Raw genomic sequence first — 15,074 nt, forward strand, 5'->3', positions numbered from 1 at the left:
GTATTGCCCCGGAGGGAAAAACGCAACCGGTCACTGACCGGCATAGGCCTGCCAGAGGATGGCGGCGCCGAAAATCAGGAAAAGGAGTGCCGCGCCCCGGTGGATTACCGAAAGGGGAACGAAGCGCACGAGCTGCTTCCCGAGAAAGATGCCGAGGAGCGAGACCAACCAGAGGGCGAGGGTCGACCCGGTGAAGACAACAAGCGAAGAGTCGTGCTGGGCCGCCAGGCTGGTGGTGACGAGCTGGGTCTTGTCCCCCAGTTCCGCCAGCAGGATCATGAGAAACGAGGTGACCACCGGCCCCCGCGCCGTTGCACGCCCTTTTTCCCCGTCTTCGTCGTCCCCGGCGCCCCGGAGCGTCGTGACGCCGAAATAGAGGAAGAGTCCGCCGGAGACGAGCCTGATCCAGACCAGCGGAAGGATGGTGAAGAGGAGCTTTCCCACGAGTACCGCCCCGAGGTTGAGAAGGGCAAAGGCGGCGGCGATGCCGAGGAATACCTTCTTCCACGGATAGCGGGTGGCGAGGGCCATGGCGGTCAGCTGGGTTTTGTCGCCGAGCTCCGCGAGAAAAATGAGGCCGAAGGTAGTGAAAAAAACTGTCGAATCCACGACTCCTCCCTGGTGAGAGCGGGATGGTACCGGAAGTGCGGCCGAAATGCAAGAAAGGGAGGGAGCCGCAACGAACCCCTTGACAGTACCGGCGGCGACCATTACTATTATTCATGTTAAAGGGGAGTAGCAATCGGCCACCGACAAGGCCGACCCGACGCCCGTCACCACGGTGGCAACACCCGGGCCAGGGGCTTCCGACCGTTCGTCGAAGCATGCAAGACCTTTATCCAGGGCACCGACTCGCCGTGGGTAAAGGTCTTTTTTATTTGCCCCGGCGCATCACTCTCACCCCGCCGTCGGTACAGGACCGGCGGACGGAACACACCGGAGGTAACGAACTATGATGAACCGACTCAAGACCACCCTTCTCCTCACCCTTCTCACTCTCCTCATGGTGGCCATGGGGAGCGCCATCGGCGGCAGGTCCGGCATGGTCTTCGCCTTCTTCATGGCCTGCGCCATGAACTTCTTCTCCTACTGGTTCTCGGACAAGATCGTCCTCTCCATGTACGGAGCAAGGGAAATCACGGAAGGGGAAAATCCCCAGTTTTACGGCATGGTGCGCCGCCTTACCGTAAGCGCGGGACTGCCGATGCCGCGGGTCTACGTGATCCCTTCCGACAGCCCCAACGCCTTCGCCACCGGGCGTAACCCGAACCATGCGGCGGTGGCGGCCACCCAGGGGATTCTCCGCATCCTCTCCCCCGAGGAGCTGGAGGGGGTCATGGCTCACGAACTGGCCCACGTGCGGAACCGCGATATCCTCGTCTCCACCATCGCGGCGACCTTTGCCGGGGCGATCTCCATGCTCGGCAACATGCTCCAGTGGGCCGCCATCTTCGGCGGCGGCCGCAACGACGACGACGAAGGGGCCGGCGGCATGATCGGCGGCCTCGCCATGGCGATCATCGCCCCCATCGCGGCGATGTTGATCCAGATGGCGGTCTCCCGTTCCCGCGAGTATCTGGCCGACGAGTCGGGGGCCCGGATCTGCGGCAACCCGCTGGCGCTTGCCAATGCGCTGCGCAAGCTCCACAGCGCCTCGCAGATGATCCCGATGCAGGAGGCCTCTCCCGCCTCGGCCCACCTCTTCATCGTCAACCCTCTCACCGGCGGATCGCTCCTCAGCCTCTTCTCGACCCACCCGCCGATGGAAGAGCGGATCGCCCGGCTTGAGGCGATGGCGTACAACCGGAATTTCTGATACGGGCCAGGGGGGGCACACCTTCGTGCCCCTCCCTCTCACCCCCCACCTTCCCGGAGAAATCAATGCCCGTACAAACCATGATGTGGCTAGGCTTCGGTGCGCTCATGACCGTGATGTTCGTCATCGACCTGGGGCTGTTCAACCGCAGGAGCCACGAAATCAGATTCCGCGAGGCCCTGGCCTGGACCGTCGTCTGGGTATCGCTGGCCCTGGCGTTCAACGTCTGGATCTACTTCGAGATGGGGCCGACCAAGGCCCTGGAATTCTTCACCGGCTACATCATCGAGCAGTCCCTGTCGGTGGACAACCTCTTCGTCTTCATCATGATCTTCGCCTTCTTCCACATCACGAAGGTCCACCAGCCGAAGATCCTCAAGTGGGGGATCCTCGGCGCCCTCGCCATGCGGGCAGTCTTCATCATGGCCGGCATCGGGCTCATCGAACGGTTCCACTGGATCATCTACGTCTTCGGCGGGATTCTGGTGGTGACGGGCATCAAAATGGCCTTCGGGGGGGAGGAGCAGATCGAGCCGGAGAAAAACTACCTTGTGCGGCTCGTGCGAAAGTTCGTGCCGATCACCAAGCGGATCCGCGACGACCGGTTCTTCATCAGAAAGGGAGGGATAAGGGCCGCCACGCCGCTCTTCCTGACCCTTGTCATGGTGGAGTCGAGCGACCTGATCTTCGCCGTCGACTCCATTCCGGCGGTCCTCGCGGTGAGCCGGGACCCGTTCATCGTCTACACCTCCAACGTCTTCGCCATCATGGGGCTTCGCTCCCTCTACTATCTTCTCTCCAACGTCATGGAGATGTTCGTCTACCTGAAGCTCGGCGTCTCCGTGATCCTGGTCTATGTCGGGGTGAAGATGCTTCTGGTGGACATCTACCACATCCCCATCGGTTTCTCCCTCGGCACTATTGTGGGGGTGCTCGCGATCTCCATCATCACCTCGGTCACCATCGGCAGCAAAAAGGCCCGGGCATCGTACCGGGCCTGAACCACCGCAAACCAGAACCGCCGTCCCTATCCTTCGGCCTCCCCTTTCTCCACTTCCCGACGATAGATATCGAAGAGCGCCAGGAAAAGCGCCAGCACGATGGGTCCCACCACCGCGCCGAGCACGCCGAAGGCGGCAAGTCCCCCGAGACCGCCGATGGCGATGACGAGGACCGGCAGCTTCGCCTTGCCGCTGATGAAGAAGGGGCGGATGACGTTGTCGATGGAGCTGACCGCCACGAGCCCCCACGCCAGGAGCCCCACCCCCCTGGCCACCTCGCCGTTCAGGATCAGGTACAGGGCTCCGGGAAACCAGATGAGGCCGGTCCCCACCACCGGGATCAGGGCGCTGACAGCCATGATGGCGCCGAAGAGGGCCGGGGCGGGGAGCCCTGCCGCCCAGAAACCGATGCCGCCCAGAGCCCCCTGCACGAGGCAGGTGAGGAAGACCCCGTACATCACCGCCGTGAGCACCCGCCGCACCGTCTCGACGAGCATCTCCTTGTGGGTGGCGTTGAGGGGGACCACGGCGAGGAACTGTCGCTGGATCCGTTCGCCGTCGCGGTAGATGAAGAAGAGGGTGATCACCATCAGGATCAGTTTCAGGGTGAAGAGGAAAAAGTTCTTGGCAATCTCCTTGGAATACCCGAGGACCGTGGCCGCCACCTCCTTCACCTCGGGGAGGACCCTGGCATCGATCTCAAGGCTCAGGGGGCCGGTGTACGGCTCCAGATGGGCGAGGAACTGGCGGATGAGGGGATGGTTCTGGATGCCGCGGATGAGCGATTGTCCGCCATCGGCGGCCGTCTTTTCGAGGAAAGCATAGGCGAGGGTCGCCTCGTGGATGAGAAAGAAGGTAAAGCCGGTGACCGGGATGACCAGCATCAGGACCACGGCCGGGGTCATGATGCCGGCGGCGAGGGGCTCCCGGCCGCCGACCCGGCGCCGGAGCCTCCGGTAAAGGGGAAAGGTCAGGATCCCGATCACCGCCGCCCAGCCGAGGGGGGCCAGGAACGGGGAGACGATGGCGTAGACCACGTAGAGGATCAGGACGAAAAAGAAAAAGGCCGCCAGGGCAAAGAAATGGGAACGATCCATGGGAGCTCCGCTATTCCCTTTCCCCGCCGCCTGGCTCTTCGCCCTCTTCCGCCGCCGGCGCCCGCTCCACGATCCTCACCCTGACGATGGCGGTCGCCTTGACCTCGTCGCAGATCAGCGTGAAGCTCCCCCACGCCACCTCCTCCCCCTTCTCCGGGAATCGGCCGAGGCGGTCGAGGATGAGCCCGGCGAGGGTGTCGTAGGGGATATCGTCGTCGAGCTTCACCTCAAGCTGCTCGGCCAGGTCGCTGATGGAGATGAGGGCATCCACCAGGAGGCTGCCGTCGGGGAGCCGCTGCACGCTCCCCGGCTCGCCGATGTCGTGCTCGTCCTCGATCTCCCCCACCAGCTCCTCCAGCAGATCCTCGGTGGTGACAAGCCCGCTGATGCCGCCGTACTCGTCCACCACCAGCGCCATGTGGATCCGCTTGCGCTGCATCTCCTTGAGGAGCTCGTTCACCTTCTTCCCCTCGGGTACGTAGAACGGCGGCCGGATGATCGACTCCAGGGCGAAACCGGGGTCGGTCACCGTCCGGCCGAGGAGATCCTTGCCGTGGATGAAGCCGGCCACGTTCTCGATGCTCCCGCGGTAGACCGGGTAGCGGGAATACATGTTCTCCAGCACCGCCGTCACCAGCTCCTCCCGGGGGCGTCCCAGATCAAGGGCGACCATGCGGGTCCGTGGGACCATGACCTCCCGGGCGCAGGTATGGGTGAAGTCGAAGATGTTGCGGATGTACTCCTGCTCCGTGGCGCTGAAGACGCCGGCCTCGTGCCCCTCGGCCACGATGTGCTGGACCTCCTCGCGGGTAATGAAGGCATGGCTCCCCTCGGTCTTGATCCCCACCATGGCCAGCACCGCCCGGTTCGAGAGGGTAAGGAAGCCCACCACCACCCCCGCCGCCCGGGCAAGGAAATTGATCGGCTTGGCGACCCGCAGCGCCATCTGGTCGGCATACTGCAGCCCGACCGTCTTGGGGACCAGTTCGCCGAAGATGAGCGAGAAGTAGGAGATGAGCGCGACGATGATGGCGAGGGAGAGGGGCTCGGCCGCCCTCTGGACGAATTCCAGCGGCACCGAGAGGAGCAGCGGCTTTACGTAGCGGACGGCGGTGGCGCCGCCGACGGCGGAGGCCAGCGAGCCGACCACCGTCACCCCTACCTGGACGGTGGCGAGAAACCGGTGGGGATCTTCCTGCAATCGATCCACGATCTTCGCCGCTTCGTTCCCCTCGGCGACAAGTTGGGCAATCCTCCCCCTGCGGGCGGAAATGATGGCGAGCTCGGAACCGGCAAAAAAGCCATTGGCAAGGATAAGGAGAGCGATGACGGCCAACTCTTCGAGAACCGACTCCAACGAGATACCTCCGAGAGATCATGCAGAATAGGCGTAACCGCCCAAATCACCAGTTGAATATTAGCATATTTTTGTCATAGTGGAACCGAAGGGAGTTCGTCCGATCCCATTTCAGTCGGCCCGGCACTCACCAAGGAGCCATCATGCGCCCATGCACGCTTATCGCCGTTCTCATAGCCGCGACCCTGGCCGGATGCACCCTGCCGGCAACGGTGCCACCGGTGCAGCATTACCCGAACCGGGTGTCGTACTACGACCTGACCGTTTCCTGGAAGGTCACCCGTTCCGCAGGGAAGGTCGCGATCGAAGGCGCCGTCGCCAACACCAGCTACTACTATATCCGCGACCTGGAGCTGACCGCCACCCTCCTGGACGCGGGCGGCAAAGAGGTCGGCGAGAAGACCTCCTTCATCATTCCGAGCCAGCTCGCCATCGATGAAACCGCCCCCTTCTCCATGACGATTCCCGTCACCCCCGGGGCCGTTGCCGAGAGGATCCGGTTTTTCTACCGCTACCGCCTTGCCGGGGAAGGCCCCTCCGGCTTCCCGCGGTTCCAGGACTTCGAGGTCCCCATCGACGGGAGAACCTATCTCCTGCGGTAGCGCCCTCCCCTTTTCACCCCCCACAGCAGGATCAGACTCATTCCCGCCGCAAAGCCGCCGATGTGGGCGAAATAGGCAACGCCCCCCCGCTGGAGCTCCCCGCCGCCAAGCCAGCTCGCGTTCAAGAACTGGATCAGCACCCACCAGCCGATGATCAGAAAGGCCGGCACCTCGATAAACGTGAAGAAGAAGAGAATCGGAACCAGAGTCAGGATCCGCGCCCGGGGAAAGAGGAGGAGATAGGCCCCCATAACGCCGGCCACCGCCCCGCTGGCACCCACCATCGGGATACTGGAGTGCGGCGCGCTCATCACCTGGGCGATGGCGGCCGTAGCCCCGCAGGCAAAATAGAAGAGGACGAAGCGGAACCGGCCCAGCGTATCCTCCACGTTGTTGCCGAAAATCCAGAGGTAGAGCATGTTGGAACCGATGTGCAGCCAGTTCCCGTGGAGAAACATCGACGTGAAGATGGTCGGCCAGGCAAGGAGCGGCAGGGAGGCAAGCGCCGCCGGCACGAGGGAAAAATGCGCGGAGAGCCCTCCGACGAACACCTCCGTCCGGACGACTCCCCGCGCCGTCTCGATCAGCATCGGCTCGTAGTGGCCGGTCAGCCGGTCATAGAAAAAGACAACGATGTTGAGGGCGATGATCGTAACGCTCATCACCGGGAAGCGCCGCGTCGGATTGTAGTCCTTGATCGGGATCACGACCGGCTCCCCCCGCCCCCCTTACTTCTTCTCCCCTTCGTCCTCGCAGGCAGCGGCAGCTCCCGGTTTTACCCCCTCCGCGAGCTTGCACTTGCCGATGATGCTCTCGATCAGGGGGATGTTCGCCCCGCTCACATACTTGCCGTCCACCCAGAAGGTGGGGGTCGACTGCACCCCGAGCTTGGTCACCACGGCCCGCTGGGCGGCCAGGAGCCCCTTGTCGTCGTAGGGCTTGTCGAGCTTCTCCCGGTTGTTGTCCAGCTCTCCCGAGTAAACCTCCCAGAGGGCGAGCTCCTTGTTCTCGGCCGCCAGGATGTAGCGCGCCTTCTTCTCGGCGTTGGGGTGAATGCTCAGGGGGAGGAAGAAGACGTAGCGGGTCACGTCCGGACGCCTGGCCCAGTACTCATGCATCTTGCGGCAGAAGGGGCAGTCGGGGTCCGTAACCTCGATCACCACGTGCTTGCCGTTCCCCACCTTCACCGCCAGTTTCTTGTCGGCGTCGGTCAGAAGCCTCAGGCGTTCGGCGGCAAAGCGGCTGCGGGCCTCCGCCGTCAGGTTTCTTCCCTCCCTGGTATAGAGGTCACCGACGAAGATATGGCCGCTCTTGAGGTGGACGTAGAGCACATTGCCGTCGGCCACCACCTCGTAGAAGCCGTCGATGTCCGTCTTTGTCACGCTCGACACCGGCAGGCGCGGAAAGAGCTTTCTGATTGCCGCCTCGGGGTTATCCTCCCGGGCTCCGTTCCCTGACGCCGCAAGCGCGGCGGACGTCATACAGCAGAGAAACAGGGAAAATGCGCCGATCCATTTCTTTTTACGCAGATGCGACATGGCTCCTCCGTGATACTGGTTAGGGGTTGTGCCGCAGCTCCTTGAAAAGAGTCGGCACCAGAAGATTGATAACACTTCGCACCCGTTTCATCAAGGTGCAACTATTCCCGGCATGTGCGACAACCCACTTTTTTCATTCCGGAAAAAGGCCCTGTGCTTCGGCGAGGAGCACCACATCTTCATCACCCCCCGACACGGTCCGCTAAGATTGGAAAAAGTCTTGATATGAGAAACCATAACTGCTAAACATTCTGCAGTGAAGATCCCGTTTCCCCGCCCAACATATCACTTCTCTTGTTCAATGGAAGCACGTCGGTCGCTGGTGGGCCGCCCGGTCTTCAAAACCGGTGGGGGGGATGAGAAATCTCCCCGGTGGGTTCGATTCCCATGTGCTTCCGCCATTTATTCCAACCCGCACCACGGTGTAACTGGAAGCATAAATTTGAAAAATTCCAAGTTTATGCTTCCATTGACCGTATCAAGTTTATGGTTCCACTTTTTTGCCAGGAGTACACCCGGTAGAATCAGAAGGGAGGACCACATTGCGCTGTGAAGTCCGCCTACCTCCCCACTGGGTTCGCTCCCGAGATTTAGACCAGGCTTTGGCAGCGGACAATTCCCCTCTTTCATCAAACCCCACCCGCTCGTAAACACAGGGGACATTCAGGGGATAACGTTCCGTACGCCGAACAGGGCCGTCATGTCCCGCTTCAGCACCCTTTCCAGATATACCTTCCCGATCCCGCCCTCCTGGGCGAACGGCACATAGGCAAAATCGTCCCGCTCGATGGAAAGGTTGGCGACCACGTGGTCCCGGATCATCTCCAGCCACCGCTGCTGCTCGTCCGTGAACGCCTGCCGAGGCTTATCCATGAACGCCATTCTCCCCTGCCATGACCCTGCAAGCCCGGCAATGTGCTACACTCTAAGGGCCGGACGACACATCGGAGTGCTCGGCAATTTCCCTTAAGGCCATCCCCTGAATACCGCTACGAGCTCCTCTTCTTCCTCTACCTTCACCTGCGGGGGACCGTCGCCGAGGTGAACCGCCCCTTCTTCCGGCAGGACCGGCTCAACCTCTCCCGCCTCGACTTCACCCACGATTACAGCGGGGCGTTCTCGCTGGGCGTCACGAGCGGCCTCCCCCGGAATTCCCAGCTCTACCTGGAATACGCCTACGACACCCGCATCCTGCGAAACGGCGCGGCAGGAAGCAGCTTCCTCGCCCAGTGGTCGAAGTCATTTTAGTTGGCGGGCTTCCCGGCCTCATGGATCCACGTTCTACTTTACGCTCCACGCTCATGACGGTCACCGTCCTCCACCAGCTCGGCGCCACGGCATGGATCGGCGGGACCATGCACCTTTCGGCCCAGTGGCTCCTGCTGCGTCGCTCTCCCGAAGGGGAGCTCCTCTGGCCGCAGCTCCCCCCCCCGCTTCTCCCCCCTGGCGATGGGCTTATGCAGAACTCTCATAGCAACCCCGCTTTTCCTCCAAGATATCCCATTCCTATCCACAGAAAATGCACTGCCTTCATATTGTCTTAAGGTCCTTTGTTCATCTTCTATTACAGGGATAGCCCTGTTGCTCACCCCTCTGACGCCAGGCCGGATGCATTTCGTAATTCAAGAGGAGAACCGGATGAACTCAATAACGGAATCGTTTGCCTTCAGAAACAGGGGGAAGGCGGGATTCGCGCTGGCGGCCCCCATGGTCGCCCTGCTGCTCGTAAGCTACCCCACGGTCAGAGAGAACTCCTCGGCCGGAATACTCCTAAACCTCTGCGGATGGCTCGTCTTCGGGCTCTACGTAACCTTCCGCGTCTGGGCCACGCTTTTCATCGGCTCCCGCAAGGACACCGAACTGCAATCGGAAGGACCGTACTCCATAACCAGAAACCCGCTCTATTTCGGCACGTTTTGCTTTGGTTTATCCGCGGTGTTATTATTGAAAAGCCTTGCGCTGGCGGTTGTCGTACTTGCAGGGTTCCTGTTCTACTCCCGCTTCGTCGTCAGGGCCGAGGAGCATTTTCTCGCGGGAAGGTTCGGCGAGGAGTTTGCGAAATACTGTGACGCGACGCCGCGCTTCATCCCTTCGTTCTCCCGGTTCCGTTCTCCGGAGTCGGTCAACGTAAGCCTGGCGGCCTTCAGGGCCGAGGCCAAGCGGCTCTGGACGGCTTTTCTCTTTCCGGTTGCCGTTGAAATCATGATGCAGCTTCGGATGTCCCCCCACTGGCCCCACTGGTTCCGGCTGCCCTAGACCCTGCGGGTTCGTAGAATAGGACTCCCGAGAAGAGGAACTTTATGCGCATCCTGCTCGTAGAAGACGACCCGATGCTCGGCGACGCGCTTCGACACTCCCTCAAACAGGAGGGGATCACCACCGACTGGGTACGGGACGCCGAGGAGGCGGAGCTGGCCCTTGCCACGGAGGAGTATTCCCTGCTCCTCCTCGACCTCGGCCTCCCCGGCAAGGGAGGGCTCGACCTCCTGGCGGAGTTGCGCCAGAGCGGCAACCCGGTCCCGGTCATCATCCTCACCGCCCGGGACGCGGTCCCGGACCGGATCAGGGGGCTCGACAGCGGGGCCGACGACTACCTGGTGAAACCGTTCGACCCGGACGAACTGGCGGCGCGGATACGGGCGCTTCAGCGGCGGCAGGCGGGCCGGGCCGCGCCCCTCATCGAACATGGACCCCTTTCCCTCAATCCCGCCACCCGCGAGCTTTACTGCCATGGTGAGCGGGTATATCTCTCCGCCCGGGAGTACGTGATCCTGGCCGCCCTCATGGAGCGTCCCGGCGCCCTTCTCTCCCGCACCGCCCTAGAGGAAAGGCTTTACGGATGGGGGGAAGAGGTGGAGAGCAACGCCGTGGAGGTCCACATCCACAACCTGCGGAAAAAGATCGGGGCCGACCAGATCCGCACCGTCCGCGGGGTCGGCTACATGCTGGCGGGTGCTCCATGAGTTCCATCAGCCGAAAGCTCCTGACGTTCCTCCTCGGCGGACTCGTGGTCGTCGGCATTGTCGCCGGCGGCGCCACCTACCTCAAGGCGCGGGAAGAACTGGACGAGCTGTTCGACTACCAGCTCGCCCAGGTAGCCCACACCTTTTCGCGCCAGGAAAGCGTTACGCCGCTCCCCTCATCAGGGATCAACTACGAAGAGGAGGCCGAGCTCGCGCTCCAGGTATGGGAAAAGGGCACATTCCTCTCCGCTGACCCTCCGGGCCGGGCACTCCCGCTTCAGCGGGAAGGCCTCAGCACGGTATACTCCGGCGGGCGGCACTGGCGCGTTTTCGTCCTTCGCGCGGGTAGCAGGTCCGTCCAGGTTTCCCAGCCGATCGAAGCCCGTCGTGAGATCAGCGTCAACTTCGCGCTCCGCACCGTTGTACCCCTGCTTTTGACCATCCCGTTCTTTGCCCTGTTCATCTGGCTCTCCGTCAGGAACGGGCTTAGACCGCTCATCCGCCTTGCCGACGAAATCTCCCGACGCTCCCCTGCCTCCCTTGAGCCACTCCCGATCCACGGGCTCCCCGCCGAAGTCCGTCCCCTTGTCGGTCGCCTCAACCTCCTCCTCGAAAAACTGGCCCACGCCATCGAATCCCAGAAGCGGTTCGTTGCCGATGCGGCCCATGAGCTTCGGACACCGCTGGCCGTCGTCGGGCTCCAGGCGCGCGTTCTTGAACGAAGTGCCGATGACGCTGAGCGGACCGAAGCGCTTGAACGACTGAAGGAAGGTGTCGGCCGCGCCGCCCGACTGGTGGGCCAACTCCTCGCCCTGGCCCGCCTGGAACCCGAAGCTCCTCCGCTATGGTCCAACGTGGCGCTGACCCGACTGGCCGGGGAGATCATTGCCGAGCGGTCGAGTCTGGCCCTGGAAAAGGGGGTCGACCTGGGAATGACCGACAGCGAACCGGTGACCATCACCGGGGAAGAGGAGGCGCTCCGGGCGATGGTCGGCAACCTGGTGGACAACGCCGTCCGCCACACCCTGCCGGGGGGGACGGTGGATGTGGCGGTGCGCGGCGGTGAGCGGATGGCCGTCATCGAGGTGACGGACACCGGCCCCGGCATTCCTCCCGACGACCGGGAGCGGGTTTTCGACCGTTTTTTCAGGCGTGGAGGGAACAGCACCGGCAGCGGCCTCGGCCTCGCCATCGTCAAGTCCGCCGTCGAGCGGCACGGCGGGAGCATAACCCTTGGCGAGGGGGACGGAGGAAAGGGTCTCAAAGTTACGGTGAGTCTCCCCTGTTCGGGCAGTAGCATCCATCACCCAGTGGCGCAGCACTCCGAAGGAATATAATGAACGTGCGGGGAGGGCGGAATACGTGAACATGCCGGTTCTGATACTTCTGGCGGCAGCACTTCTGTCCGGTTGCGCCACCTATCAGCCAAGGCCGTTGGAGCCCGCCCGGACGGCGGCAGCCTTCGAGTCCCGCACCCTCGACAACCCGGAGCTGAAAAAGTTCCTGGAGGGAAACCTCGGCCGGGAGATCACGTCCTGGCCGCCGAAAACCTGGGATTTCCGGCTTCTCATGTTGACGGCCTTCTACTACAACCCCGAACTGGACGTAGCGCGAGCCCAATGGGCTGTTGCCGAAGCGAGAAAAATTACGGCGGGGCAGCGCCCCAACCCGAGCTTCGGCTTCACTCCCCAGCATCATTCGCGCACCGCCGGCGGACTCTCTCCCTGGACCCTCGGCTTCAACCTGGATATTCCCATTGAGACCGCCGGCAAGCGGGGCTACCGGATCGCCCGGGCCGGCAGCCTTACCGAGGCAGCCCGTCTGAACATCGCAACCGTGGCCTGGAAGGTGCGAAGCCGCCTGCGAACCGGCCTCCTGGACCTTTATGCCGCCGGCCGGGCGGAAACCCTCCTCCGAAGGGAACAGTCCGTCCGGGCAGAGCTCGTCAAGGCGCTGCGAAGACGGCTGGATCTGGGTGAAGTGTCCCGGCCGGACGTGACTCAGGCGGAAATATCACTGGCGCAGGCAGCGGTTCTCCTGCGGGAGACACAGAGGCAGAAGGCTGAGGCCCGCGTGCGGGTTGCCGACGCCCTTGGACTGCCGGTCACGGCCATCGAAGGGATTACCCTCTCCCCCGATATCTTCGCCGCTCGCCTCCCCCCTCCCCCCCCGCGGGAAGCGCGACGGCAGGCGCTCCTCAACCGTTCCGACATCCTGGCGCTCCTTGCGGAATATGAGGCGTCCCAGGCCGCCCTGCAACTGGAAATCGCAAAACAGTACCCTGATATTCACCTCGGTCCCGGCTACCAGTGGGACCAGGGCGACAACAAGTGGTCCCTCGGCTTCTCCGTGACCATGCCGATTCTCAATCGCAATCGGGGGCCCATCGCCGAGGCGGAGGCGCGCCGCAAGGAAACGGCGGCACGCTTCGACGCGTTGCAGGCGGCCGTGATCGGCGAGATCGACCTGGCACTGAGGGGCTACCGTGCCGCCGTTGATAAACTTGAAACCGCTGAGGGACTGCTCCTGTCCCAAAAAAACCGGTGGAAGTCGGTGGAGGCATTGTTTGCAGCCGGTGAAACGGACCGTCTGACGCTCCTCTCCGCCGTTCTGGAGCAGGAGGTAAGCGCGCTCGTCCGACAGGATGCCCTCGTCAGAGCGGAACGGTCTCTCGGCGTGCTGGAAGACGCGCTCCAGCGCCCACTGCCACAAGTAGAGCCGCTTCCGGTGAACGTCGAGACAGATCCCCGGCCGGAAAAGGAGAACCGCAAGTGAGACGAAAGAGCGTGAAGATCATCGTGACGATTGTCGTCCTGGCGGCAATTACCGGCTTACTCGTCTGGGGCTTTATCGAAGGGCGCAAGGAAGGGGGGATGGAAGCCGAGCGGGAGCGCCCGGTGAAGCCGCCGTCGCGCGTTTCGGAGGAGGGGGGGGAGAGCGTTGTTACCCTCGACCGGAAAACCCTGGAAAGGTCGGGGATCCAAATCCTTCCTCTGGTGCCGGTCTCCCACCGTAGCGAAATCCGCGCCTTCGGAATCGTGCTCCAGCTCCAGGAGCTGTTCGACCTTCGCGCTTCCTGCGCGAAGGCCCAGGCCCGGGCGGAGAGCGCAGGGGCGGCCGTCGAGGCATCCGGCCGGGAGCACGAGCGCCTGAAACTCCTGAATGCCGACAACCGGAACGTCTCCGACAAGGCCCTTCAGGCAGCCACGGCGGCATGGCGCGCCGACGAGGCTGCCCTGCGCGCGGGCAAGGCTTCGCTTTACGCGCTGAAAGCGAGCATCAGGCAGCGATGGGGGGGCGTTATTGCCGGGTGGGTGACCAGCGACTCTCCCTCCTTTGAACGGCTGGCGCGGCAGGATGATCTTCTGCTCCAGGTCACGTTCCCCCCGGAGGCGCAGGTTGGGAGGGTCCCGCAGAAGATCACGCTCCAGACCGCGGAGGGGACCCCTCTGACGACGGCGCGCCTGATATCCCCCTCCCCGGCAACCGATCCGCGCATCCAGGGAAGGAGCTTTTTCTACCTCGCCCCTGCAGGGCCCCGCCTCCTCCCCGGCATGAACGTCCTGGCCCGCCTCCCGGTCGGCCCCCTGCTGCAGGGGGTCACAGTCCCTTCTTCGGCCGTGGTCTGGCGGCAGGGGAAAGCGTGGCTCTATCTGGAGAAGGGAGCGGGGCGCTTTGTCCGCCGCGCTCTCCCTACCGAATCGCCGTTGAGGGATAGCTTCTTTGTCGCCAGGGGGCTCGCCCCCGGTGACCCGGTGGTCGTGAGGGGGGCGCAGCTGCTGCAATCCGAGGAGTTCCGCTCCCAGATCCGGGCAGGCGAGGAAGGCGACGGTAAATGACCAGGCAAGATACCGGGATACTCTCCGCCATCGTCCGTTTTTCCCTCCGTTTCCGGGGGGTGGTGCTCGCCTTGACCTTTCTCCTGGCGGGTTACGGCGCCTACACACTCTCCAAGGCCAGGTACGATGTCTTTCCCGAGTTCGCCCCGCCCCAGGTGGTGATTCAGACCGAGGCGCCGGGCCTTTCTCCGGAACAGGCGGAGATGCTCGTCACCCAGCCGGTGGAGAATGCCGTCAACGGCGTGGCGGGGATCGAGGCGCTCCGCTCCGGCACGATCCAGGGACTGTCGGTCGTCACGGTGACCTTCACCCCCGGAAGCAACATCTTCCTGGACCGCCAGCTGGTGGCCGAACGCCTCTCGACCCTTTCAGGGCGCCTCCCCCGGGGAGTGCAGGCGCCGGTTATCGCTCCGCTCACCTCTTCCACAAGCGTAGTGCTGGCGGTGGGGCTAACCTCCCCGAAACTCTCCCTCATGGAGCTTCGGACCATCGCCGACTGGACGGTCAGGCAGCGCCTCCTGGCGGTCCCCGGCGTCGCCAAGGTTGCAGTGTTCGGCGGCGAGGTGCGGCAGCTCCAGGTCCAGCTCCGCCCTGACCAGCTTGTCCGTTACAACCTCTCCATTGATGATGTCCTGGCGGCGGCCCGGCGCGCCACCGGGGTGCGCGGCGCGGGATTCATCGACAACGAGAACCAGCGCATCGTCCTGCAGAGCGAGGGACAGTCCCTCACTCCGGCGGAGCTGGAGCGGACGGTAGTCGTGCACCAGAACGGCTCCAACGTGACCCTTGCCGATGTGGCGCGGGTGGTCGAGGCGCCGGAGCCCCCCATCGGCGCCGCCGCAATCATGGGTAAACCGGGGG

The 15,074-nt window shown here is 63.3% G+C and carries 17 protein-coding genes and 1 tRNA gene; 11 read left to right on the plus strand and 7 right to left on the minus strand.

Annotated features, from left to right (window positions below):
• Window positions 1-30 precede the first annotated feature (30 nt).
• Window positions 31-609 carry a TMEM165/GDT1 family protein gene (locus M6689_RS10120; RefSeq protein WP_298271060.1) on the minus strand — a complete coding sequence of 193 codons (579 nt, stop codon included), beginning with the start codon at window positions 607-609 and terminating at the stop codon, window positions 31-33.
• 346 nt (window positions 610-955) lie between these two features.
• On the opposite strand from M6689_RS10120, the gene htpX reads away from it, so the two are divergent.
• Both htpX and M6689_RS10130 read left to right on the plus strand, forming a co-directional pair.
• Window positions 956-1,816 (plus strand): zinc metalloprotease HtpX, encoded by an 861-nt coding sequence (gene htpX / locus M6689_RS10125; RefSeq protein WP_298271062.1) that lies wholly within the window; start codon window positions 956-958, stop codon window positions 1,814-1,816.
• Between the two features lie 65 nt (window positions 1,817-1,881).
• On the plus strand, window positions 1,882-2,817 hold the full coding sequence (locus tag M6689_RS10130; protein ID WP_298271064.1) for a TerC family protein: 936 nt from the start codon (window positions 1,882-1,884) through the stop codon (window positions 2,815-2,817).
• A 26-nt stretch (window positions 2,818-2,843) separates the two neighbouring features.
• Here the strand turns inward: M6689_RS10130 and M6689_RS10135 are convergent, their stop codons facing one another.
• Together M6689_RS10135 and M6689_RS10140 are read right to left on the minus strand one after the other, a co-directional pair.
• Window positions 2,844-3,914 carry an AI-2E family transporter gene (locus tag M6689_RS10135; protein ID WP_298271065.1) on the minus strand — a complete coding sequence of 357 codons (1,071 nt, stop codon included), beginning with the start codon at window positions 3,912-3,914 and terminating at the stop codon, window positions 2,844-2,846.
• 10 nt (window positions 3,915-3,924) lie between these two features.
• Window positions 3,925-5,271, minus strand: coding sequence for a hemolysin family protein (locus tag M6689_RS10140; RefSeq protein WP_298271069.1), 1,347 nt, complete (start codon window positions 5,269-5,271; stop codon window positions 3,925-3,927).
• A gap of 143 nt (window positions 5,272-5,414) precedes the next feature.
• Here M6689_RS10140 and M6689_RS10145 point away from each other — a divergent pair, with 143 nt between their 5' ends.
• Window positions 5,415-5,873 (plus strand): FxLYD domain-containing protein, encoded by a 459-nt coding sequence (locus tag M6689_RS10145; RefSeq protein ID WP_298271071.1) that lies wholly within the window; start codon window positions 5,415-5,417, stop codon window positions 5,871-5,873.
• Here the strand turns inward: M6689_RS10145 and M6689_RS10150 are convergent.
• Together M6689_RS10150 and M6689_RS10155 are read right to left on the minus strand one after the other, a co-directional pair.
• Window positions 5,858-6,580: a rhomboid family intramembrane serine protease gene (locus M6689_RS10150; protein ID WP_298271073.1), complete on the minus strand. Its 723-nt coding sequence runs from the start codon at window positions 6,578-6,580 to the stop codon at window positions 5,858-5,860. The genes M6689_RS10145 and M6689_RS10150 overlap by 16 nt on opposite strands.
• A gap of 21 nt (window positions 6,581-6,601) precedes the next feature.
• Window positions 6,602-7,411, minus strand: coding sequence for a DsbC family protein (locus M6689_RS10155; protein ID WP_298271075.1), 810 nt, complete (start codon window positions 7,409-7,411; stop codon window positions 6,602-6,604).
• Between the two features lie 303 nt (window positions 7,412-7,714).
• On the opposite strand from M6689_RS10155, the gene M6689_RS10160 reads away from it, so the two are divergent.
• A tRNA-Sec gene (locus M6689_RS10160) sits at window positions 7,715-7,812 on the plus strand.
• Between the two features lie 262 nt (window positions 7,813-8,074).
• Here M6689_RS10160 and M6689_RS10165 read toward each other — a convergent pair.
• On the minus strand, window positions 8,075-8,284 hold the full coding sequence (locus M6689_RS10165) for a type I restriction-modification enzyme R subunit C-terminal domain-containing protein (protein ID WP_298271077.1): 210 nt from the start codon (window positions 8,282-8,284) through the stop codon (window positions 8,075-8,077).
• Window positions 8,285-8,326: 42 nt separating this feature from the next.
• On the opposite strand from M6689_RS10165, the gene M6689_RS10170 reads away from it, so the two are divergent.
• Window positions 8,327-8,659 (plus strand): hypothetical protein, encoded by a 333-nt coding sequence (locus tag M6689_RS10170; RefSeq protein WP_298271081.1) that lies wholly within the window; start codon window positions 8,327-8,329, stop codon window positions 8,657-8,659.
• Between the two features lie 38 nt (window positions 8,660-8,697).
• Here the strand turns inward: M6689_RS10170 and M6689_RS10175 are convergent, their stop codons facing one another.
• The gene (locus M6689_RS10175) at window positions 8,698-8,883 is read right to left on the minus strand and encodes a hypothetical protein (protein ID WP_298271082.1); all 186 of its coding nucleotides are present in this window, start codon (window positions 8,881-8,883) and stop codon (window positions 8,698-8,700) included.
• Window positions 8,884-9,049: 166 nt separating this feature from the next.
• On the opposite strand from M6689_RS10175, the gene M6689_RS10180 reads away from it, so the two are divergent.
• The 6 genes from M6689_RS10180 to M6689_RS10205 all read left to right on the plus strand — a co-directional run.
• On the plus strand, window positions 9,050-9,667 hold the full coding sequence (locus M6689_RS10180) for an isoprenylcysteine carboxylmethyltransferase family protein (RefSeq protein ID WP_298271085.1): 618 nt from the start codon (window positions 9,050-9,052) through the stop codon (window positions 9,665-9,667).
• Between the two features lie 44 nt (window positions 9,668-9,711).
• Window positions 9,712-10,374 carry a response regulator gene (locus M6689_RS10185; protein ID WP_298271087.1) on the plus strand — a complete coding sequence of 221 codons (663 nt, stop codon included), beginning with the start codon at window positions 9,712-9,714 and terminating at the stop codon, window positions 10,372-10,374.
• Window positions 10,371-11,711, plus strand: a complete 1,341-nt coding sequence (locus tag M6689_RS10190; protein WP_298271089.1) for an ATP-binding protein — start codon at window positions 10,371-10,373, stop codon at window positions 11,709-11,711. The genes M6689_RS10185 and M6689_RS10190 overlap by 4 nt, the downstream gene beginning before the upstream one ends.
• A gap of 31 nt (window positions 11,712-11,742) precedes the next feature.
• Window positions 11,743-13,149 (plus strand): TolC family protein, encoded by a 1,407-nt coding sequence (locus M6689_RS10195; RefSeq protein ID WP_298271091.1) that lies wholly within the window; start codon window positions 11,743-11,745, stop codon window positions 13,147-13,149.
• Window positions 13,146-14,213, plus strand: coding sequence for a hypothetical protein (locus tag M6689_RS10200; RefSeq protein WP_298271093.1), 1,068 nt, complete (start codon window positions 13,146-13,148; stop codon window positions 14,211-14,213). The genes M6689_RS10195 and M6689_RS10200 overlap by 4 nt, the downstream gene beginning before the upstream one ends.
• Window positions 14,210-15,074 (plus strand): efflux RND transporter permease subunit (locus M6689_RS10205; RefSeq protein ID WP_298271096.1); only part of this gene is annotated, 865 nt, incomplete at its 3' end. The genes M6689_RS10200 and M6689_RS10205, both read left to right, overlap by 4 nt.

It is taken from the genome of Geobacter sp., from assembly GCF_027327745.1.
Classification (GTDB): Bacteria; Desulfobacterota; Desulfuromonadia; order Geobacterales; family Geobacteraceae; genus Geobacter.